General features: G+C 69.7%; 18 protein-coding genes and 2 pseudogenes. 5 read left to right on the top strand and 15 right to left on the bottom strand.

Annotation, left to right across the window (positions count from 1 at the left end; translation table 11 throughout):
* Positions 1-26: 26 nt before the first annotated feature.
* Positions 27-3,233, bottom strand: coding sequence for an efflux RND transporter permease subunit (locus ACHMXE_RS32595; RefSeq protein WP_395348139.1), 3,207 nt, complete (start codon positions 3,231-3,233; stop codon positions 27-29).
* Positions 3,234-3,507: 274 nt separating this feature from the next.
* Between ACHMXE_RS32595 and ACHMXE_RS32590 the strand changes: the two genes are divergently transcribed.
* Positions 3,508-3,954 carry a DUF2000 domain-containing protein gene (locus ACHMXE_RS32590; RefSeq protein WP_395348138.1) on the top strand — a complete coding sequence of 149 codons (447 nt, stop codon included), beginning with the start codon at positions 3,508-3,510 and terminating at the stop codon, positions 3,952-3,954.
* Positions 3,955-3,961: 7 nt separating this feature from the next.
* Here ACHMXE_RS32590 and ACHMXE_RS32585 read toward each other — a convergent pair whose 3' ends face one another.
* Positions 3,962-4,543 (bottom strand): GNAT family N-acetyltransferase, encoded by a 582-nt coding sequence (locus tag ACHMXE_RS32585; RefSeq protein WP_395348136.1) that lies wholly within the window; start codon positions 4,541-4,543, stop codon positions 3,962-3,964.
* Positions 4,544-4,570: 27 nt separating this feature from the next.
* Complete coding sequence (gene gnd, locus ACHMXE_RS32580) at positions 4,571-5,998, bottom strand: decarboxylating NADP(+)-dependent phosphogluconate dehydrogenase (protein WP_395348135.1); 1,428 nt, start codon at positions 5,996-5,998, stop codon at positions 4,571-4,573.
* Between the two features lie 201 nt (positions 5,999-6,199).
* Between gnd and ACHMXE_RS32575 the strand changes: the two genes are divergently transcribed.
* Together ACHMXE_RS32575 and ACHMXE_RS32570 are read left to right on the top strand one after the other, a co-directional pair.
* On the top strand, positions 6,200-7,213 hold the full coding sequence (locus tag ACHMXE_RS32575) for a helix-turn-helix domain-containing protein (RefSeq protein ID WP_395348133.1): 1,014 nt from the start codon (positions 6,200-6,202) through the stop codon (positions 7,211-7,213).
* 117 nt (positions 7,214-7,330) lie between these two features.
* Positions 7,331-8,069 (top strand): annotated as a pseudogene (locus ACHMXE_RS32570) (alpha/beta fold hydrolase).
* A gap of 129 nt (positions 8,070-8,198) precedes the next feature.
* Here ACHMXE_RS32570 and ACHMXE_RS32565 read toward each other — a convergent pair.
* The 12 genes and pseudogenes from ACHMXE_RS32565 to ACHMXE_RS32510 form a co-directional block, all read right to left on the bottom strand.
* Positions 8,199-8,825, bottom strand: a complete 627-nt coding sequence (locus ACHMXE_RS32565; RefSeq protein ID WP_395348132.1) for a 3'-5' exonuclease — start codon at positions 8,823-8,825, stop codon at positions 8,199-8,201.
* Positions 8,822-9,307: a TfoX/Sxy family protein gene (locus tag ACHMXE_RS32560; protein WP_395348130.1), complete on the bottom strand. Its 486-nt coding sequence runs from the start codon at positions 9,305-9,307 to the stop codon at positions 8,822-8,824. The genes ACHMXE_RS32565 and ACHMXE_RS32560 overlap by 4 nt, the downstream gene beginning before the upstream one ends.
* A gap of 5 nt (positions 9,308-9,312) precedes the next feature.
* The gene (locus tag ACHMXE_RS32555) at positions 9,313-9,702 is read right to left on the bottom strand and encodes a VOC family protein (RefSeq protein WP_395348129.1); all 390 of its coding nucleotides are present in this window, start codon (positions 9,700-9,702) and stop codon (positions 9,313-9,315) included.
* Positions 9,703-9,725: 23 nt separating this feature from the next.
* Positions 9,726-10,220, bottom strand: a complete 495-nt coding sequence (locus tag ACHMXE_RS32550; protein WP_203205201.1) for an N-acetyltransferase — start codon at positions 10,218-10,220, stop codon at positions 9,726-9,728.
* 9 nt (positions 10,221-10,229) lie between these two features.
* Complete coding sequence (gene fghA / locus ACHMXE_RS32545) at positions 10,230-11,105, bottom strand: S-formylglutathione hydrolase (RefSeq protein ID WP_395348127.1); 876 nt, start codon at positions 11,103-11,105, stop codon at positions 10,230-10,232.
* A complete protein-coding gene (locus ACHMXE_RS32540; protein WP_395348126.1) occupies positions 11,102-12,010 on the bottom strand; it encodes an alpha/beta fold hydrolase in 909 nt (302 codons plus the stop codon). The genes fghA and ACHMXE_RS32540 overlap by 4 nt, the downstream gene beginning before the upstream one ends.
* A 17-nt stretch (positions 12,011-12,027) precedes the next feature.
* A pseudogene (locus ACHMXE_RS32535) lies at positions 12,028-13,133 on the bottom strand (S-(hydroxymethyl)glutathione dehydrogenase/class III alcohol dehydrogenase).
* 83 nt (positions 13,134-13,216) lie between these two features.
* Positions 13,217-13,867 carry a glutathione S-transferase family protein gene (locus tag ACHMXE_RS32530; protein WP_395348124.1) on the bottom strand — a complete coding sequence of 217 codons (651 nt, stop codon included), beginning with the start codon at positions 13,865-13,867 and terminating at the stop codon, positions 13,217-13,219.
* Complete coding sequence (locus ACHMXE_RS32525; RefSeq protein WP_395348123.1) at positions 13,864-14,727, bottom strand: aromatic ring-hydroxylating dioxygenase subunit alpha; 864 nt, start codon at positions 14,725-14,727, stop codon at positions 13,864-13,866. Before ACHMXE_RS32525 ends, ACHMXE_RS32530 begins: the two co-directional genes overlap by 4 nt.
* Before the next feature lie 10 nt (positions 14,728-14,737).
* Positions 14,738-15,421 (bottom strand): Rieske 2Fe-2S domain-containing protein, encoded by a 684-nt coding sequence (locus ACHMXE_RS32520; protein WP_395348122.1) that lies wholly within the window; start codon positions 15,419-15,421, stop codon positions 14,738-14,740.
* Positions 15,422-15,438: 17 nt separating this feature from the next.
* Positions 15,439-15,660, bottom strand: a complete 222-nt coding sequence (locus ACHMXE_RS32515; RefSeq protein ID WP_395348121.1) for a hypothetical protein — start codon at positions 15,658-15,660, stop codon at positions 15,439-15,441.
* Entirely contained in the window at positions 15,654-16,517 is an 864-nt protein-coding gene (locus ACHMXE_RS32510; RefSeq protein WP_395348120.1) for a BMP family ABC transporter substrate-binding protein, read from the bottom strand. The genes ACHMXE_RS32515 and ACHMXE_RS32510 overlap by 7 nt, the downstream gene beginning before the upstream one ends.
* Before the next feature lie 159 nt (positions 16,518-16,676).
* On the opposite strand from ACHMXE_RS32510, the gene ACHMXE_RS32505 reads away from it, so the two are divergent.
* The gene (locus ACHMXE_RS32505) at positions 16,677-17,648 is read left to right on the top strand and encodes a LysR family transcriptional regulator (protein ID WP_203205207.1); all 972 of its coding nucleotides are present in this window, start codon (positions 16,677-16,679) and stop codon (positions 17,646-17,648) included.
* A 39-nt stretch (positions 17,649-17,687) separates the two neighbouring features.
* Positions 17,688-18,128 carry a type II 3-dehydroquinate dehydratase gene (gene aroQ / locus ACHMXE_RS32500; RefSeq protein ID WP_395348118.1) on the top strand — a complete coding sequence of 147 codons (441 nt, stop codon included), beginning with the start codon at positions 17,688-17,690 and terminating at the stop codon, positions 18,126-18,128.

The raw sequence follows: 18,128 nt of genomic DNA, 5'->3' as shown, positions 1-18,128 counted from the left end.
AAACGATCGGATGGCGCGGGCATCGCTCAGTGCTCCTGCGCGGTGGCGCCGGCCGGCGGATGGGCACCGCCGCCGTGCGCGGCGCGCCGGTGCGCGAGCCAGCTGTGCACGCCCGCATAGACCGCGGGCACGAAGAACAGCGTCGACACCGTCGCGAACAGCAGGCCGCCGATCACGGCGCGGCCCAGCGGCGCGTTCTGCTCGGCGCCTTCGCCCAGGCCCAGCGCCATCGGGATCATGCCGATGATCATCGCCAGCGCCGTCATCAGCACCGGGCGGATGCGGGTGGCGCCGGCCTCGAGCGCGGCCGACAGCGGCGGGATGCCCGCGGCCAGCCGTTCGCGCGCGAAGGACACCATCAGGATCGAGTTGGCCGTGGCCACGCCCATGGTCATGATCGCGCCCGTGAGCGCCGGCACGCTCAGCGTGGTGCCGGTGATGAACAGCATCCAGGCGATGCCGGCCAGCGCGGCGGGAAGGGCGGTGATGATGATCGCGGCGTCGAGCCAGGACTGGAAGGTCACGACGATCAGCAGGTAGACCAGCACGATCGCCATCGCCAGGCCCACGCCCAGGCCGATGAACGAGGACTGCATGGTCTGCACCTGGCCGCGGATGTCGACGCGGCTGCCGCGCGAGAGCTTGGGCCGCATCTCGTCGACCAGCGCCTGCACCTTGCTCGCCACGCTCGCGAGGTCGGTGCCCTGCACGCTGACGTAGACGTCGATCACGGGCGCGATGTTGTAGCGCGACTGGATCGCCGGCTGGCGCGCCGCGCGCGCGTCGACCAGGTTGCCCAGTAGCTGCTGCGCGCCGCCGGGCGTGGCCGCGCCGGGCGCGCCCACCGGGATGTTGAGCAGCGAATCGAGCGAGTCGACGTTGTACTGCGGCGTCTGCACCGCGATGCTGTAGACCACGCCGTTCTGCGGATTGAGCCAGTAGGCCGGCGCCGTCTGCGAGCTGCCCGACAGCGCGATCAGCACGTTCTGCCCCACGTTGGAGGCGGTCAGGCCGTACTGCTGCAGCCGCGAGCGGTCCATCGTCAGGTCCACCGAGGGCCCGTCGAGGCGCTGGTGCACGTGAGCGTCGACCGCGCCCGGGATCTGCCGGATCGCCTTGGTGAGCTCGGCCGCGCGCGCCGCGTTGCCCGCGATGTCGTTGCCGCTGAACTGCACGTCGATGGCCGCCGGCAGGCCGAAGTCGAGGATCTGCGTGACGATGTCGGCCGGCTGGAAGAAGAACTCGATGCCCGGGAAGCGCTTGGGCAGCTCGGCGCGCAGCGTGGTCACGAACTCCTCGGTCGGCCGGTGGCCGTCCTTCAGCGACATCAGGATCTCGGCGTCGAAGGTGCCGATGGTGCCGGCGTTGCTGTACGACAGGTTGATGCCGCTGTTCGGCACGCCGAGGTTGTCGAGGATGGTCTCGAGCTGGTCGGGCGGCACCAGCTCGCGGATCGCGGCCTCGACCCGGTCGGTGAGGCGCGCGGTCTCCTCGATGCGGGTGCCGGTGGGCGCGCGCATGTGCAGCCGGATCTGGCCGGCGTCCACGGTCGGGAAGAAGTCGCGGCCCAGCGCCGGATAGAGCAGGCAAGACAGCAGGCAGAAGCCGAGGAACACCGAGATGAAGCCGCCGCGGCGCGACAGCAGCGCCGACAGCAGCAGCGTGTAGGCGCGGCGCACGCGCTCGAAGCGGCGGTCGAAGGCGCGGTACACGCGCTGCAGCGCGCTGGGCTTCGCGTTCTCGTCGGCCTGCTGGCCGTGCACGCCGCCCATCAGCAGCATCACCAGCGTGGGCACCAGCGTGCGCGACAGCAGGTAGGAGGCCAGCATCGCGAACACCACGGCCTCGGCCAGCGGCACGAACAGGAAGCGCGCCACGCCCGAGAGGAAGAACATCGGCACGAACACGATGCAGATGCACAGCGTGGAGACGAAGGCCGCATTGCCGATCTCGCCGGCGCCGATCTCGATCGCCTCCTTGAGCGGCGTGCCCATGTGCAGGTGGCGCTCGATGTTCTCGATGGTCACGATCGCCTGGTCCACCAATATGCCGACCGAGAGCGCGAGCCCGCCCAATGTCATGAGGTTGAGCGTTTCGCCGAGGCCGTAGAGCACCAGGATCGATGCCAGGATCGACAGCGGGATGGTCAGGCCGATGATTAGCGTGCTGCGCCAGTTGCCGAGGAACAGCAGCACCATCGCGGCGGTGAGCGCGGCGGCCAGGATGGCCTCGAACACCACGCCCTTGACGGCCGCCTTCACGAACACCGACTGGTCGAACAGCGGCGTGATCTTGATGTCCTGCGGCATGGTCTGCGCCGCCACCGGCAGCATCGCGCGCAGATTGGCCACGATGTCCAGCGTGGAGGCGCCGCCGTTCTTGAGCACCGACAGCAGCACGCCGCGCACGCCGTCCTGGCGCACCACGTTGGTCTGCGGCGAGAAACCGTCGCGCACGTAGGCCACGTCGCGCACGTAGACGGTGGCGCCGTTCACGGTGCGGATCGGCAGGTCGTTGAGGCCGGCGATCGCATCGGGCGAGCCGTTCATGCGCACGCCGTACTCGGTGGCGCCGAACTTGGCGGTGCCCGAGGGCAGGATCAGGTTCTGCGTGTTGATCGCGTTCACCACGTCCGACGGCGACAGGCCGCGCGCCTGCAGCGCCTGGGTGTCGAGGTCGACCGAGATCAGCCGGTTCTTGCCGCCGTAGGGAAAGGGGATCGCCGCGCCCGGCACCGTGATGAGCTGCGGGCGCAGCTGGTTCACGGTGGCGTCGAACAGCGAGTTTTCAGAGCGCGTGGGGCTCGACAGCGCGAGCTGGATCACGGGCACGCTCGAGGCCGAGTACTTGATCACCAGCGGCGGCGTGATGCCCGGAGGCAGCTGCCGCACCTGGGCCTGCATCGAGGCCACCACCTGCGAGATCGCCATCTCGATGTTGGCGGTGGGCTGGAAGAACACCTTGATGATCGACACGCCCGCGAGCGACTGCGATTCGATGTGCTCGATGTCGCTGACGGTGGTCGTCAGGCCGCGCTCCACCTGGCCCGAGATGCGCTGGCCCATCTCCTGGGCCGGCAGGCCGGTGTAGTTCCAGATGACCGACACCACCGGGATATTGATCTCCGGAAAGATGTCGGTGGCCATCCGCAAGAGGACGAAGGGCGTGGCCAGCACGATCAGCATCGCCATGACGATGAAGGTGTACGGACGACGCAACGCGAGCTGAACCATGGACGGGTCTCTCTGCTTCCGGCGAAAAAAGGTTTCGCATCATAAGGAAGTAGTTTTAAGTTTGTTTAACTTAGTTACTTGGCCCTCTTCGGTGCGACTTTCGGGGTGGGACGGGCGACGCATGGAGCGTGCCGGATAGGGTGGCGGCGCCTGGATTCGTTATTGAGTTGTACTCATACAATAGGATCGAGAGGTCGAATTGATGGCGGTTGAGTGCTGATTTATGGCTGGTTTATGATTAAGTGATACTCAATTTTCGCTTCTTTCACCCGCCATGAGCCAGACCGATCCTTCTCCCGCTGCTGCCGCGCTGCCCGAGCGCTGCGTCATCGTCGTCGACGCCGCCTTGCCGCCGGGCCTGGCCGCCAATGCCGCGGCCGTGGTCGCACTGACCGTCGGCCAGCGCCACCCGGGGCTGGTCGGCGCGCCGCTGGTCGATGCTTCGGGTCGCTCGCACCCGGGCCTGATCCCGATCGGCATCGCGGTGCTCGGCGCCTCGCAGGACGAGCTCGTGGCGGTACGGCAGAAGGCGCTCGCCAACACCGAGTGCGACGTGATCGACTTCCCGGTGCAGGGCCAGCAGACCACCAACTACGCGGCCTTCCGCGAGGCGGTGGCGAGCGTGCCGACCGAGGCGCTGCGCTACGTGGCGGTCGGCTTCGTCGGCGAGCGCAAGCCGCTGGGCAAGGTGGTGTCGAAGCTGGGCCTGCTCGGGCAGTAGGCGGAGGTCACGCCGGCGCGTCCAGCGCGAGACGCAGCCGGCTGACGTTCGGGTTGCCCGGGTCGCGCTGCACCCGGAAGCCCAGCTTGCGCGCCAGCGCGATCATCGCGAGGTTGTCGTAGAGGGTGATGTCGGCCAGCTGGCGGACGCCCGCGGCGCGCGCCGCCGCGATCAGACTGCGCATCAGTTTCTCGGCCAGCCCCTGGCGCTGCCAGGCATCGGCGATCACCACCGCGAACTCGGCCACCTCGCTTGTTTCGGGCGTGTCGCCGCGCACGTAGCGCACCACCCCCATCTCCTGCTCGGCGCCATCGGCCTCGAGGGTGGCGATCAGCGCGAGCTCGTGCGCGTAGTCGACATGGGTCATGCGCCAGAGCTCGTCGGGCTGCGGCTTGCGCGGCGAGAGCAGCCGGTGGTAGCCGGTGCGGTCCGACAGGCCCGCGACGAAGGCGGTGTGCATCGCGAGGTCGTCGGCATGGATCGGGCGGATGCGCACCGCGCGGCCATCGCGAAGCCGCCAGTCTTCGACCAGGTGCGCGGGATAGGCGTGGGGTGCGGCCGGTGCTGCCATGGCGGGGGGTTGTGCCATGGCGGCGGGCCGCGGGTCAATCCGGGTTCAGCCGATGACTTCCGGCCACTCCGTGTGGAAGAACTGCCCCTCGGGCTTGTCCACGCGCTCGTAGGTGTGGGCGCCGAAGAAGTCGCGCTGCGCCTGCAGCAGGTTGGCGCTGAGGCGCTCGGTGCGGTAGCTGTCGTAGTAGGCCAGCGAGGCGCTGAAGGCCGGCACCGGGATGCCGTTGCTCACGGCCAGCGCCACCACCTCGCGCCAGTTCTGCTGGGTGCGGTTGAGCAGGTCCTTGAAGAAGGGATCGAGCATCAGGTTGGCCAGCGCCGGATCGGTGCGGAAGGCGTCGGTGATGCGATTGAGGAAGCGCGCGCGGATGATGCAGCCGCCGCGCCAGATCGCCGCGATGCGGCCGAGGTCGAGGCCCCAGCCCTTCTTGTCGCCCATGGTCTTGATGAGGTCGAAGCCCTGGGTGTAGCTGATGACCTTGGAGGCATAGAGCGCGTCGTGCACCTTGGCCACCAGCGCCTTCTTCTCGAGCGAGAGCTCGACCTTCGGGCCCTGCAGCAGCTTGCTCGCGCCCACGCGCGCCTTCTTCTGCGACGACAGCACGCGCGCCTCGACGGCGGCGTTGATGGTGCTGATGACCACCGCGTTCTCGGCCGCGTTGATCAAGGTCCACTGGCCGGTGCCCTTCTGGCCGGCCTTGTCGAGGATCACGTCGACGATCGGCTTGCCCGTTTCCGGGTCCTTCTGCTCGAGCGCCTTGGCGGTGATCTGGATCAGGTAGCTCTGCAGCTCGCCGTCGTTCCATTCGTTGAAGATCGCGGCCATCTCGTCGGTCGTGAAGCCGGCGGCCTTGAACAGGCTGTAGGCCTCGCAGATCAGCTGCATGTCGCCGTACTCGATGCCGTTGTGCACCATCTTCACGTAGTGGCCGGCGCCGCCCGGGCCGATGTGGATCACGCAGGGCTCGCCGTCGACCTTGGCTGCGATGCTCTCGAAGATCGGCTTCATCACCTCCCAGGTCGAGGCCGGGCCGCCCGGCATGATCGAGGGGCCCTTGCGCGCGCCTTCCTCGCCGCCCGAGACGCCCGCGCCGATGAAGCGCAGGCCCCTGCTCGAGAGGTAGGCGTCGCGGCGCTCGGTGTCGGTGTAGAGGCTGTTGCCGCCGTCGATGACGATGTCGTCCTTGTCGAGCAGCGGGATGAGCTGCTCGATCACCTGGTCGACCGGCGCGCCGGCCTTGACCATGATCTGGATCTTGCGCGGCTTGGCGAGGCTCTGCACGAACTCCTCGAGCGTCTTCGCGCCTACCAGCTTCTTGCCCGGGTTGGCGGCGATGAAGGCCTCGGTGGTGGCTTCGGTGCGGTTGTAGACGCTGACCTGGAAGCCGCGGCTTTCCACGTTCAGCACGAGGTTCTGGCCCATCACGGCCAGGCCGATCAGTCCGAAGTCGCTTTTGTTGGTGGTGGTCATGGCCTGGGTGTTTCCTTCCTTGTGCGCACGCCGGCGGCGGCCGGTGCGCGGGGTTGATGCAGCAGGCCATTGTGCCGACCGGCCGTCGGCCGCGTCGTCAGCCGCCGCCTATAACCGGGCCGGCTTCCCGGGCGAGCCCGCTTGGCAAGCCCGGCCGGCTTCGGTATGTTGCTGCCGACCCATCCACGGGGAGAACCCTCCATGCCCACCCAGTCCCTCGCCGAAGCCCACCGTTCGCCGGCCGCGATCGAGCGCTGGTCCACCGACGCGGTGCCGCCCGCGCAGCGGCTCGATTACTGGGTGGGCGCGGTCTGCGAGGGTTTCCTCGAGATGGAGGTGACCAGCCCGCAGGCGCGGCATTTCGATGCCATGCTCGAATCGGCCCCGCTGGGCACGCCGGAGCTCGGCATCGGTGTCAACCGCGTGCGCGGCAGCGCGCAGGATGTCTACCGCACGCGACGCGCGATCGAGCGCAGCCGCAGCAACTTCTACTACCTGCTGTGCAAGACCGACAGCGCCTGGAGCGTCGAGCAGGAAGGGCGCAGCGCGCGCATGCTGCCGGGCGACGCGGTGCTGGTCGATTCGCGGCGCAGCTATGCCTTCCACTTCGTGCAGTCGGCCGACACCGTCTCGCTCGAGCTGCCCACGGCCTGGGTCGAATCGTGGCTGCCCGACGCGCCAGGCCAGCTCGCCTGCCGCATCGACGGCAGCGCGGGCTGGGGCAGCGTGCTGAGCCGCTTCGTGCAGCAGCTCACGCCCGAGGCCGCGGGCGCGCCGCCGCTGCCGCCGCGGCTGCTGGCCGACCAGCTCGGCGGGCTGCTCGCGCTGGCCACCGGGCCGGGCGTGGCCGCGGCGGTGGAGCCGGGCGCGCGCGCCGCGCTGCGCCGGCGCGTGCTCGAGGCCACGCGCGAGCGCCATGCCGAGCCCGGCCTCACGGCCGAGGCGGTGGCGCGCGAGCTCGGGATTTCGCAGCGCAGCCTGCACCGCTGCCTGGCCGAGCGCGGTGAAGGCGGGGAGGGCGGCACCACCTTCGCCACCGCGCTGCTGGGCTTTCGCATGCAGGCCGCGCGTCGCATGCTGGGCGACGCGCGCTTCGACCGGCTCGCGGTGGCGGAGATCGGCTTTCGCGTCGGCCTGCGCGACGCCTCGCATTTCGTGCGCCTGTGCCGCCAGCAGCTGGGCGCCACGCCGGGCGCGCTGCGGCGCCTGCGCTGAGCTGGCGCGAATCGGCCATCGCGCTGGCGGCCAGCGGCCAGCGGCGCGGCGGCGGGATTCCTACAGTCGCTGCGTTCGATCGCCAGCAACCCGCATCCACCCCTCGAGGAGACCCCCATGTCCGACACCTATGTCCTGATTCACGGCGCCTGGCACACCGGTGCCGAAATGGAGGCCGTCGCGAACGGCCTGCGCGAGGCCGGCCACACCGTGCACTGCCCCACGCTCGCGGGCAACCGGCCCGGCGACGACCGCGCGAAGATCGGGCTGGCCGACGCGATCGATTCGGCGCTGCAGTACATCGAGGAGAAGAATCTCTCGCAGCTGCGGCTCGTGGGCCACAGCTATGGCGGCATGGTGATCACCGGCGTGGCCGACCGCCTCGCGCAGCAGCCGGGCCGGATCGCGCGGCTGGTGTACGTGAATGCCTTCGTGCCGCAGCCCGGCGAGTCGCTCAACGACATGGTGCCGCCGCACTACGTGGCGCTGTTCGACGCGGTGGCGGGCGCCAACGACCAGGCCGTGACGCTGCCCTTCGAGATCTGGCGCGATGCCTTCATCAACGACGCCGACATGGCGCTCGCGCGTTCGGCCTACGAGCAGCTCAACCCGCACCCGTACCGCACCTTCACCGACAAGATCGTGCTGAGCCAGCCGATGGCCGCGCTGCAGGTGGGCAAGTCCTACATCAACTGCCAGCAGGACATCGCGCTGCCGCACAGCCTGCCGTGGCATCCGCGGGCTGTCGGAGCGGCTGGGGCTGTTCAGGCTGGTCGAATGCCCGGGCAGCCACGAGATGTTCTTCTCGAATCCGAAGCGGCTCGCGCAGGCGATCCTCGAGGCGGGGCGGGACTGAGGCGTCGTGCAAGAACCGTTCGGCTGAGCCTGTCGAAGCCTTGCGCGGCGCTTCGACAGGCTCGGCGTGAACGGTTGTGCGGCGCTTCGACAGGCTCAGCGTGAACGGTTGTGCAGCGCTTCGACAGGCTCAGCGTGAACGGTTGTCCTGCAGCGCGTCGAACACCCGGATCGACGCATAGGCATCGTTGGCCGCGTAGCGCAGCTGCGCCTCGCTGAGCCGGTGGCTGGCCCAGTTCGAGGTCGTGGCCTTGCGCGACTTCGCGAAGCGCTGGCCGAACACCAGCGCCACGGCGGTCTTCACGCCGACCGAGCGGCGGTAGCCGCGGCGGCGGAACTCGTCGTCGATGTCGTGGACCGCGCGCGGCTCCACCTTGAGCTTCTGGCGGATCAGCGAGAGGTCGCTCGAAAGGCCGAAGCCCACCTTGCGCAGCGCCTCGGAACCGATCAGCGCGCCCAGCACCTCGTTGCAGTCGGTGCGATGCAGCTGGAACAGCCAGGCGGTCTCGCGCGTGGCGAACTGCACCAGGTGCGGGCCGGTCGAGACCTCGTTCTTGGCGAAGGTGGGCTTGGACTCGGTGTCGAAGCCGACCACGCCCGCCGCCAGCAGCGCGGTGGCCGCGCGCTCGGCATCGTCGCGCGTGGCGACCAGCACGATGTCGTCCAGACCCAGTCCCTCGAAGGGCTCGAGCAGCGCGATCTCCTCGCGCTCCGGCAGAGGGGGCAGAGAGGTCTGGGGTGTGCGTGGTGCGTTCAACGGGGAGTCGCCTTTCGGGCCTTTTTCGCCGGCGCGGTCTTCCTGGCCGGTGCAGCCTTCTTCGCGACGGTCTTCTTCGCAGCCACCTTCTTCGTGGCGGGGGCTTTCTTCGCCGCCGCCTTCTTCGCCGCGGCCGCCTTGCGCACCGCCTTCGGCACCGTGCCCGAGCGCAGCGCGGCTTCGTAGGCGCGCCGGCCCCACAGGGCCGCTTCCTCGCGGTCCTCGAACAGCTCGGGCGGCGCCTCGCGGTAGGACATCGGCATCTGCTGGCCCTGCCGCTCGTAGGTGAAGGGCGCGAGGTTCAGGCGGTCGAAATGCGCGGCGCTTTCGGCGTCGGACTTGAGGTAGAGCGTGTCGCGTATCACCAGCGCGAACATGCGGCCTTCGTGATAGATGCCGAAGCCGCTGAACATGCGGCGGATGTCGATGCGGCCCAGGCGCTCGAAGGTTTCGTGCAGGCTGTCGGCGAAGGCGTTCTTCATGGGTGTCAGGCCGTGATCTCGATGCGGTTGCCGTCGGGGTCGAGCACCACGCTCTCGTAGTAGCCGTCGCCGGTGCGGCGCGGGCCGTCGAGCAGCGGATAGCCGTCGGCCTGCAGCCGGCGGCTCAGCGCGTCGACGGCTTCCTCCGAGCCCACGCTGATCGCGAGGTGCGTCCAGCCCATGCGCTGCGCGCCGGGCTCGGCCGCCACCGGCGACAGCGTGCTGGTGGTCATCGCCTCGATGCGGGCGCCGTCGCCCAGGCTCAGGAAGTAGGAGGCGAAGCCCTTCTTCGGATTGACGTAGCCCTCGCCGGCGGCGGCGCCGAAATAGTCGACGTAGAAGCGCTTGCAGCGTTCGAGGTCGTTGGTCCAGAGGGCGATGTGGTCGATGCGCATGGTGAAGAAGACGACGTGAGGGTTCAGGCCTTGCGCCAGGGCGCGCGCGCCGGGTACCAGTGGTAACTGATGCGTTCGCGCCCGCTCGTGGGATGGCGGTCGACCGTGCCGCGCGCGAGGCCGTAGCGTTCGTAGAAGCGCTGGGCCGCGGTGTTGGTGAGCGCCACGTGCAGCCGCCAGCCGGTGGGCATGCGCACGCAGGCCTCGTCGAGCAGCGCCTGGCCCAGGCCCTGGTTGCGCAGGTGCGGGTCGACGAACAGCTGCGCCACGTACTCGCGCCGGTCGTGCAGCACCATGAAGGCCAGCACCTGCGCGTCGCGCTCGGCGATCACCACCTCGGCCGGTGCCACGAACTCGGTGCGCACGCGCTGCAGCCAGTGGGCGATCGGCTCGACCGTGGCCGCGCCCGGGTGCGAGGCCGACCAGGCCCGGCGCCAGATGCCGGCGAGCACCATGTCCTCCTCGGCCGCGCCGTCGCGCAGTCGCAGGTGGAAGGCGGGCGTCTGGGCGTCGGACATGGCCGTTCGTCAGCCGCGCAGCACCTGCGCGTGGTGCGCCAGGTGGTCGGCCATGAAGCTCTGGATGAAGTAGTAGCCGTGGTCGTAGCCCGCGTGGCGCCGCAGCGTGAGCGGCTGGCCGGCGGCGAAGCAGGCGGCCTCGAAGGCTTCGGGGTTCAGCTGCTCGGCGAGGAATTTGTCGGCCAGGCCCTGGTCGACCAGGATGCCGTGCGGATAGGGCGCCGCGGTCTGCGACTGCATCAGCGCGCTGGCATCGTGCGCGAGCCAGGCGGCGCGGTCGTCGCCGGGTTCGCCGAGGTAGCCGCGCAGCGCCTTGTCGCCCCAGGGGCACTGGGTGGGCGCGCAGATCGGCGCGAAGGCCGACAGCGAGAGGAAGCGCCCCGGATGGCGCAGCGCCAGCGTCAGCGCGCCGTGGCCGCCCATCGAGTGGCCGAAGATGCCCAGGCGCGCCGTGTCGATCGCGAACTCGCGGCCCACCAGCGGCAGCAGCTCCTGCACGATCCAGCTCTCCATGCGCCAGTGGGTGGCCCAGGGCGCCTCCGTGGCGTCGAGGTAGAAGCCGGCGCCGATGCCGAAGTCCCAGCTCGCGGTGGCGCCCGGCAGCGCTTCCACGGCCGCGCCGCGCGGGCTGGTGTCGGGCGCGATCAGCGCGAGGCCGAGGCTGGCGGCCATGCGCTGGGCGCCCGCCTTGATCGCGAAGGTCTCCTCGTTGCAGGTCAGGCCGGCGAGGTACAGCAGCGCGGGCACGCGCTCGTTGGCGGCCTGCGGCGGCAGGTAGACCGAGAAGCGCATCGGCAGGCCGATCTCGTGCGAGGCCTGTTCGTAGAAGCCCTGCACGCCGCCGAAGCAGTGGTGCTCGGACAGGGTCTTGAGCAGATCGGTCATGCGGCGCCTCGCACCAGTTCGAGCACCGCGTCGGCGAAGGCGCGCGGCGCCTCCTGCGGCAGGTTGTGGCCCGCGCCCGGCACCAGCCGGTGCGAGCGCGGTCCGCTGAAGCGCGGCGCATGCGCCGATGCATCGGCCGGCGGCCGCACGCCGTCGTCGATGCCGTCGAAGGTGATCGCGGGCACGCGGATGACCGGCTGCGCGGCCAGCTGGCGATCGATGTCCGCATAGGCCGGATCGCCCGCCACCAGGCCGTAGCGATGGCGGTACGAGTGGATCACCACCTCCACGAAGTCGGGATGGTCGAAGGCCGCGGCGCTGCGCTCGAAGGTGGCGTCGTCGAAGCGCCAGGTCGGCGACCACAGCTTCCACAGCAGCTTGGCGATGGCCTTGCGGTCCTTCCGCAGGCCGGCACGGCCACGCTCGCTGTGGAAGTAGTACTGGTACCAGAGGCTGTGCTCGTTCTCGGGCGTGTCGGGCTCCATCGCCTTGGCGATGTTCTGGATGTTGTAGCTGTTGAGCGATACCAGCCCCGCGCAGCGCTCGGGCCACAGGGCCGCCACCACGCAGGCGGCGCGGCCGCCCCAGTCGTAGCCGGCCAGCACGGCGCGCTCGATCTTCAGTGCGTCGAGCAGCGCCAGCAGGTCGGCGCCGAAGGCCGCCTGTTCGCCCGAGCGCGGCGTGTCGGCGCTCAGGAAGCGCGTGCCGCCGTAGCCGCGCATGTACGGCACGATGGTGCGGCAGCCCTCGGCCGCGAGCAGCGGCGCGACCTCGGCATAGGTGTGGATGTCGTAGGGGAAGCCATGCATCAGCAGCACGGGCGGTCCGTCGGCCGGGCCGCTCTCGTGATAGGCGACCTCGAGCACGCCGGCTTCGATGCGGCGCAGGGGCTCCATGCGTTCCATGGTCGGCACCCGCGGCGTCAGTAGAGCACCACGCCGCGGATCGACTCGCCGCGCTTCATGAGGTCGAAGCCGTCGTTGATCTTCTCGAGCGGCATGGTGTGGGTGATCAGGTCGTCGATGTTGATCTTGCCTTCCATGTACCAGTCGACGATCTTCGGCACGTCGGTGCGGCCGCGCGCGCCGCCGAAGGCCGAGCCTTCCCACTTGCGGCCGGTGACCAGCTGGAACGGGCGCGTGCTGATCTCGGCGCCGGCCTCGGCCACGCCGATGATGATGCTGCGGCCCCAGCCCTTGTGCGTGCACTCGAGCGCCTGGCGCATCACCTTGGTGTTGCCGATGCACTCGAAGCTGTAGTCGGCGCCGCCGTCGGTCAGCTGCACGATGGCGTCGACGACGTTCTCTGTGTCCTTCGGGTTGATGAAGTGGGTCATGCCGAACTTGCGCGCCATGGCTTCGCGCTCGGGGTTCAGGTCGACGCCGATGATCTTGTCGGCGCCCACCATCTTCGCGCCCTGGATCACGTTCAGGCCGATGCCGCCGAGGCCGAACACCACCACGTTGGCGCCGGCTTCCACCTTGGCCGTGAAGATCACCGCGCCGATGCCGGTGGTGACGCCGCAGCCGATGTAGCAGACCTTGTCGAAGGGCGCGTCCTCGCGGATCTTGGCCAGCGAGATCTCGGGCGCGACCGTGTAGTTGCTGAAGGTGGAGGTGCCCATGTAGTGGGCGATGGGCTTGCCGTCGAGGCTGAAGCGGCTGGTGCCGTCGGGCATCAGGCCCTTGCCCTGGGTGCCGCGGATCAGCTGGCACAGGTTGGTCTTGCGCGACAGGCAGAACTTGCACTGGCGGCATTCGGGCGTGTAGAGCGGAATGACGTGGTCGCCCTTCTTGAGGGTGGTGACGCCGGGGCCGACGTCGACCACGATGCCCGCGCCTTCATGGCCGAGGATGGCGGGAAGATGCCTTCGGGGTCGGCGCCCGAGAGGGTGTAGTAGTCGGTGTGGCAGATGCCGGTGGCCTTGATCTCGACGAGCACTTCGCCGAATCGCGGGCCGTCGAGGTCCACGGTTTCGATGGTCAGCGGGGCTCCGGATTTCCAGGCGACGGCGGCTTTGGTTTTCATGGCGTGTTCGGGGAGGAGGGAAGGAGGGGAAAGGAGGGGGAGGAATTGGAGGGCCGGCAGGCGGCGCGAGGCCCCAAGGATACTCAGGCGGGGCCAGCGGGGAAGATACCCGACATGCCGATGAACCCGGGCAGGTGTCGGAAATCCCAGACCCAGTGCCGCAGGGCGGGAAACTCGTCGAGCGAGATGCCGCCTTCGCCGGCCAGCGCCACGTACGGGAAGCAGGCCAGGTCGGCGATCGTCGGCTCGGTGGCCGCGGCCAGCCAGCGCAGGCCCGCGCTGGCCTGCTCGGCCAGGTGGTCGTCGAGCACGCGGAACACGGCGCGCGCGCCGGCGCGGCAGGCCTCGATGTCGAGGTGGCGGTAGCCGAGCGCGTCGTGCAGCCGCGCGGCCGAGGCGGTGCGCGTGATCTCGTCGGCCGTGGCGAGCCACATCGCGACCTGGCCGCGCAGCTTCGCATCTTCGGGGTACCAGCGCCGCTGCGCGTCGTGGCGGCTCGCGAGGTAGACCAGGATGGCCTGCGCATCGCGCAGCACGAAGCCGTCGTCCTCGATCACCGGGATCTGGCCGAGCGGATTGAGCTCGGCGAGGAACGCGGCCGACTTGTGGGCGCGCCCCGGGTGGAAGTCGACCGGCACGATCTCGTGGGGCACGGCCAGCCAGGCCAGCAGTTGCCGCACCTTGAAGCAGTTGCCCGAGAGCGGGTAGTCGTGGAGTTTGAGCAGCGTCGTCATGCGGCGGCCCTCGTGCCGAAGCGCATGCCGCGTTCGCGCAGCCAGCGGCGGTAGGTGACGGAGGCGGTGTCGCCGCGCGTCGGCGTCTCGGCGCGGCCTTCGAGCGGCATGCGCTTGAACGCGTGGTTCTCGAGGATCGGCTTGTCCTGGCCGAAGATGGTGTGCTGGAACGCGATGAGCTCGGCGTCGCTCGACACGTCGTCGAAGTACGCGATCAACGCGTGGGCGATCACGTGTTCGTCGTCCAGCGGCTGGAGAAACAGGCAGATCGCGTCCCGTGCCTCGGGCCGCAGGCTCGACTTGTAGAGCATGGCCGAGAAGGGCTGCATCACGCGGTAGGTGTAGCGCACGTCGGCGCCGCTGTCGTGCGCGGCCGAGGCGCGCGGCTGCCAGAAGCGGCAGTCGGTGGCCCAGATCTCGCCGGTGGCGGGCTCGATCGTCACCCGGTACGGGGCGACCTCGGTGTGCGGCACCTTGCCGAGGTAATCGGCATGCACGAAGGGAAAGTGCGCCATGTCGAGGAAGTTCTCGATCACGCGCAGCCCCGAGACCGCGACGCCGATGCCGCCGCAATCGACGAGGCGGCGCCCGGGCTCGGTGTATTCGGGAAACTCGAACAGCGGGCGCGCGGGCCGGCCGCTGGGACAGACCCAGAGGTAGCCGTGGCGCGACTGCACCGAAAGCGGCTGCGCGCCGAGCCGGCATTGCGGCGTGCCGTCGGCCTCGGCCCACAGCGAGAGCGTGGCGCCGAGCAGGCAGGTGGCGTAGGGCTGCCGCTGCGAGCGGCCGGCGAGCGCGCTCGTGGGGCCGACGACCAGCCAGTCGTCGAGCATGTTGGGGTCTTCGGTGACGAAGGGCATCGTGCTTCCTTCAGGTCTCGGTTGGTTCGATGTCGCCGCGCAGGGTCCGCGCGGCCGCGTGCAGGGTCTTCATGGCCTCGGAGCCCGGGGCGGTCTCGGTCCACAGGTGGATGAAGGCCAGCTGCGGTTGCGCGTCGAGCAGCAGCGCGACGGTCGGCGTGTCGCCGAGCGTGCCGCGCCATGCGCCTGGGGCGGCGCCGGCCGCGAAGCCGTGCCGTGCGAGCGCCTCGCGCACCTGTTGCGCGCCGGCACGCAAGGTCAGCGTGCGACAGAAATGCCAGCCGGCCGGCACGGCATCGGCCAGCGCTTGCGGCGCCGATGCCGTCATGGGGCCTTCGTGCGCCAGGTTCACCCACACCATGCCCGCCGCGTCGACCGCGCCGAACACCCTGGCGCAGACGTTGCGCGGCGCGGGCATCGCCGGATGGGCGGGAATGCCGACGCACTGCCCGTTGCCCGCGGCGTACTGCCAGCCGTGGTAGGCGCAGGCGAGTCGGTTCTCGACCACCTGGCCCAGCGTGAAGCGCACGCTGCGGTGCGGGCAGCGGTTCTCCCAGGCCTGGGCCGCGCCGTCGGCCGAACGCCAGAGCGCGAGCTCCTGGCCCTCGGCGAAGCCGGCGACGATGTTGACGCCGGGGCGCAGGCCGGCCGAAGGGGCGACGGGGTGCCAGGGAGCGGCGATGGGATGCGTCATGGGGTTCTCCATGGCCTTCAACGCGAGCCGCCCACCACGCCCTCGGCGAACCAGTCCATCCGGCCGAGGTCCGCGTCGGCGACGCGGGCGCCCGCGGCCACGCGGACCGCGCCCTTCTGGTCCTTGATGGGACCGGCGAACACCTGCAGCTTGCCGCTGGCGATGTCGCGCTCCTTCGCCTGCACGAGTTCGGCGACGTCCTTCGGCACGCGCGGGCCCATCGGCGCCATCTTCACCACGCCGTCGCCGATGCCGCCAGATAGAGGCCGGGCTTCCAGCTGCCGGCCATCACCTCGCGCGCCACCCGGGTGTAGAAGCCGCCCCAGTGGTGGGTAACGCCGGTGAGGTAGTTCCTGGGCGCGTGATTGCGCATGTCGGAGTGGAACGAGATGGCGCCCACGCCGCGCGCCTCGGCGGCGGTGGTGACGGCGGGCGTGTCGGTGAAATGCGTGAGCACGTCGGCGCCCTGGTTCATCAGCGCGACCGCGGCGTCGCGCTCCTTCGGCGGGTCGAACCACGAATTGACGAACACCACGTGCACCATCGCCTTCGGATTGACGCTGCGGGCGCCGAGCGCGAAGGCGTTGAGATACCACATCACGTCAGGCACCGGGTGGGCACCGACGAGGCCGATGATGTTCGAGCGCGTGGTCCTGCCCGCCACGATCCCCGCGAGGTAGCCGCCCTCATGCCAGCGAGCGTTGTACCCCCCGACATTCTTCGCGGTCTGGTAGCCGCTTGCGATCAGGTACTGGATGCCGGGGTTGTCGTTGGCGACCGAGAGCATCGGCTTCATGTAGCCGAAGGAGGCGCCGAAGATCAATCGGTAGCCGGCGGCGGACAGTTCGCGCGCCACGCGCTCGGAGTCGGGGCCATCGTCGGTGTCGGGCACGGTGCGCACCTCGATCTGGGCACCGAGGTTCTTCTCGAGTTCGCGCCGGCCGAGGTCGTGCTGGTAGGTCCAGCCCGCGTTGCTGACTGGACCGTGGAGAACGAAGCCGATCTTGAACGGGCTGGCCGCCCAGGCGGTGGGCAAGGGCCTAAGGGACGCGGCAACGCCGGCGAGAAGCAGGTTGCGTCGGAAGGAGCTATGCATCGGGGGTTCTCCAGTCGTGGGGAGGGGGCGGCAGCGCATGGCATAGCATTCGCTACGCTCGCGCAGACCGTACCGTTTCTTGCCTCCTGATGAAAGCCACATGCCGAGACGCAACTTTTCAATTTTGAAACAGCCGATCGTGGCCGACAGGGAGCGCGCGTGACCGGCATCGACCTCGCGCTGGTGCAGGCCTTCGTGCTCGTCGTGCAAAGCGGCAGCCTCACGCGGGCCGAGAGCCTGTCGGGCGTGTCGAAGGCCACCTTGAGCCGGCAGCTCACGCGGCTGGAGGAACTGCTGGGCGCGCAGCTGCTGATGCGCAGCTCGCGCCGCATCACCGCGACCGAGGCGGGCCGTGCCTTCTTCGTGCGCTGCGAGGACCTGCTCGGCGAGGTCACGGGGCGGCTCGAGACGGCGCGCACCGAGATCCAGGAGATCACCAGCGGCGTGTCGGGCAGCCTCTCGCTGCTGTCGGACACCCAGTTCAGCACTTCCTTCGTGTGCCACGTGGTGAAGCTGTTCCTGGAGTCGCATCCCAATGTGCGCTGCCAGCTCGATGCGGCGAGCCGGCCGAACGCGCCGGGCATCGGCGACGTGGACTGCTATGTGTGCTCGGAGCCGCCCGATGCGCCGAACCTTGTCGCCAAGCTGCTGGGACAGCTGAACTACGGCCTCTATGCGAGCCCGCAGTACCTCGAGTGCCACGGCACGCCGCGCGCGCCCGACGATCTCGCGGCGCACCGGGCGATCGTGATGCGGGAGGCCGCGGGGCCGTCGCAGGTGCTGCTGGTGTCGGGCGCATCGGGCCGTCATGCCTACCGCCCCGAACCCGCCTTCGAGACCAACGACCACTGGGTGATGAAGACCTTCTGCATCGACGGCCTGGGCATCGCGCTGCTGCCGGCCTTCTTCGTGCGGCCCGAGCTGGCGCAGGGCGTGCTCGTGCCGGTGCTGCCGCAGTGGCAGCCGCAGCCGCGGCCCATCTACTGCGCCTACCAGCGCCAGCGCTACATGGGGCAGAAGCTGCGCGCCTTCGTCGACCTGATGGCGCGCTGCGTGGTCGACATCGACGCGTACAACCACTACGTCGGCTCGCCCGCGGCCCGGCGGGGCAGGGCCGGTGCCAGACCATAATGGCGGCCCGTCCGACGCGTGCCGCCAGCCCGATCCATCATGAAGAAAATCCTCGTCCTCAACGGCCCCAACCTCAACCTCCTGGGCACGCGCGAGCCCGAACAGTATGGCCGCGACACGCTGGCCGACGTGGAACGCCTGTGCGTCGAAACCGGCGCGAAGCTCGGCGTGGTGATCGAATGCCGCCAGACCAACCACGAAGGCATGCTGGTCGACTGGATCCAGGAAGCGGGCCGCGAGGTGGCGGCCGGCACCATGCTCGGCGTGGTGATGAACCCGGGCGCCTACACCCACACCTCGATCGCGCTGCACGACGCCATCAAGGGCGCGAGCGTGCCGCTGATCGAGCTGCACATCTCGAACGTGCATGCGCGCGAGGAGTTCCGCCACCGCTCGTACATCTCGCCGGCGGCGCGCGGGATCATCGTGGGGCTGGGCGTGAAGGGCTACACGCTGGCGATCGCCGCGCTCGTGCCCTGA

This window comes from Variovorax sp. UC122_21 (assembly GCF_044056785.1).
Taxonomy (GTDB): domain Bacteria; phylum Pseudomonadota; class Gammaproteobacteria; order Burkholderiales; family Burkholderiaceae_C; genus Variovorax.
This window is presented reverse-complemented; position numbering and strand designations above follow the sequence as displayed.

Excerpts from the sequence above, each read along its gene's own strand:
- aroQ (WP_395348118.1), top strand. The coding sequence starts at position 17,688 with ATGAAGAAAATCCTCGTCCTCAACGGCCCCAACCTCAACCTCCTGGGC.
- ACHMXE_RS32585 (WP_395348136.1), bottom strand. The coding sequence starts at position 4,543 with ATGGCACAACCCCCCGCCATGGCAGCACCGGCCGCACCCCACGCCTAT.
- ACHMXE_RS32595 (WP_395348139.1), bottom strand. The coding sequence starts at position 3,233 with ATGGTTCAGCTCGCGTTGCGTCGTCCGTACACCTTCATCGTCATGGCG.
- gnd (WP_395348135.1), bottom strand. The coding sequence starts at position 5,998 with ATGACCACCACCAACAAAAGCGACTTCGGACTGATCGGCCTGGCCGTG.
- ACHMXE_RS32550 (WP_203205201.1), bottom strand. The coding sequence starts at position 10,220 with ATGTCCGACGCCCAGACGCCCGCCTTCCACCTGCGACTGCGCGACGGC.
- ACHMXE_RS32575 (WP_395348133.1), top strand. The coding sequence starts at position 6,200 with ATGCCCACCCAGTCCCTCGCCGAAGCCCACCGTTCGCCGGCCGCGATC.
- ACHMXE_RS32590 (WP_395348138.1), top strand. The coding sequence starts at position 3,508 with ATGAGCCAGACCGATCCTTCTCCCGCTGCTGCCGCGCTGCCCGAGCGC.
- ACHMXE_RS32525 (WP_395348123.1), bottom strand. The coding sequence starts at position 14,727 with ATGCCCTTCGTCACCGAAGACCCCAACATGCTCGACGACTGGCTGGTC.
- ACHMXE_RS32555 (WP_395348129.1), bottom strand. The coding sequence starts at position 9,702 with ATGCGCATCGACCACATCGCCCTCTGGACCAACGACCTCGAACGCTGC.
- ACHMXE_RS32560 (WP_395348130.1), bottom strand. The coding sequence starts at position 9,307 with ATGAAGAACGCCTTCGCCGACAGCCTGCACGAAACCTTCGAGCGCCTG.
- fghA (WP_395348127.1), bottom strand. The coding sequence starts at position 11,105 with ATGACCGATCTGCTCAAGACCCTGTCCGAGCACCACTGCTTCGGCGGC.
- ACHMXE_RS32540 (WP_395348126.1), bottom strand. The coding sequence starts at position 12,010 with ATGGAACGCATGGAGCCCCTGCGCCGCATCGAAGCCGGCGTGCTCGAG.
- ACHMXE_RS32530 (WP_395348124.1), bottom strand. The coding sequence starts at position 13,867 with ATGACGACGCTGCTCAAACTCCACGACTACCCGCTCTCGGGCAACTGC.
- ACHMXE_RS32520 (WP_395348122.1), bottom strand. The coding sequence starts at position 15,421 with ATGACGCATCCCATCGCCGCTCCCTGGCACCCCGTCGCCCCTTCGGCC.
- ACHMXE_RS32510 (WP_395348120.1), bottom strand. The coding sequence starts at position 16,517 with ATGCATAGCTCCTTCCGACGCAACCTGCTTCTCGCCGGCGTTGCCGCG.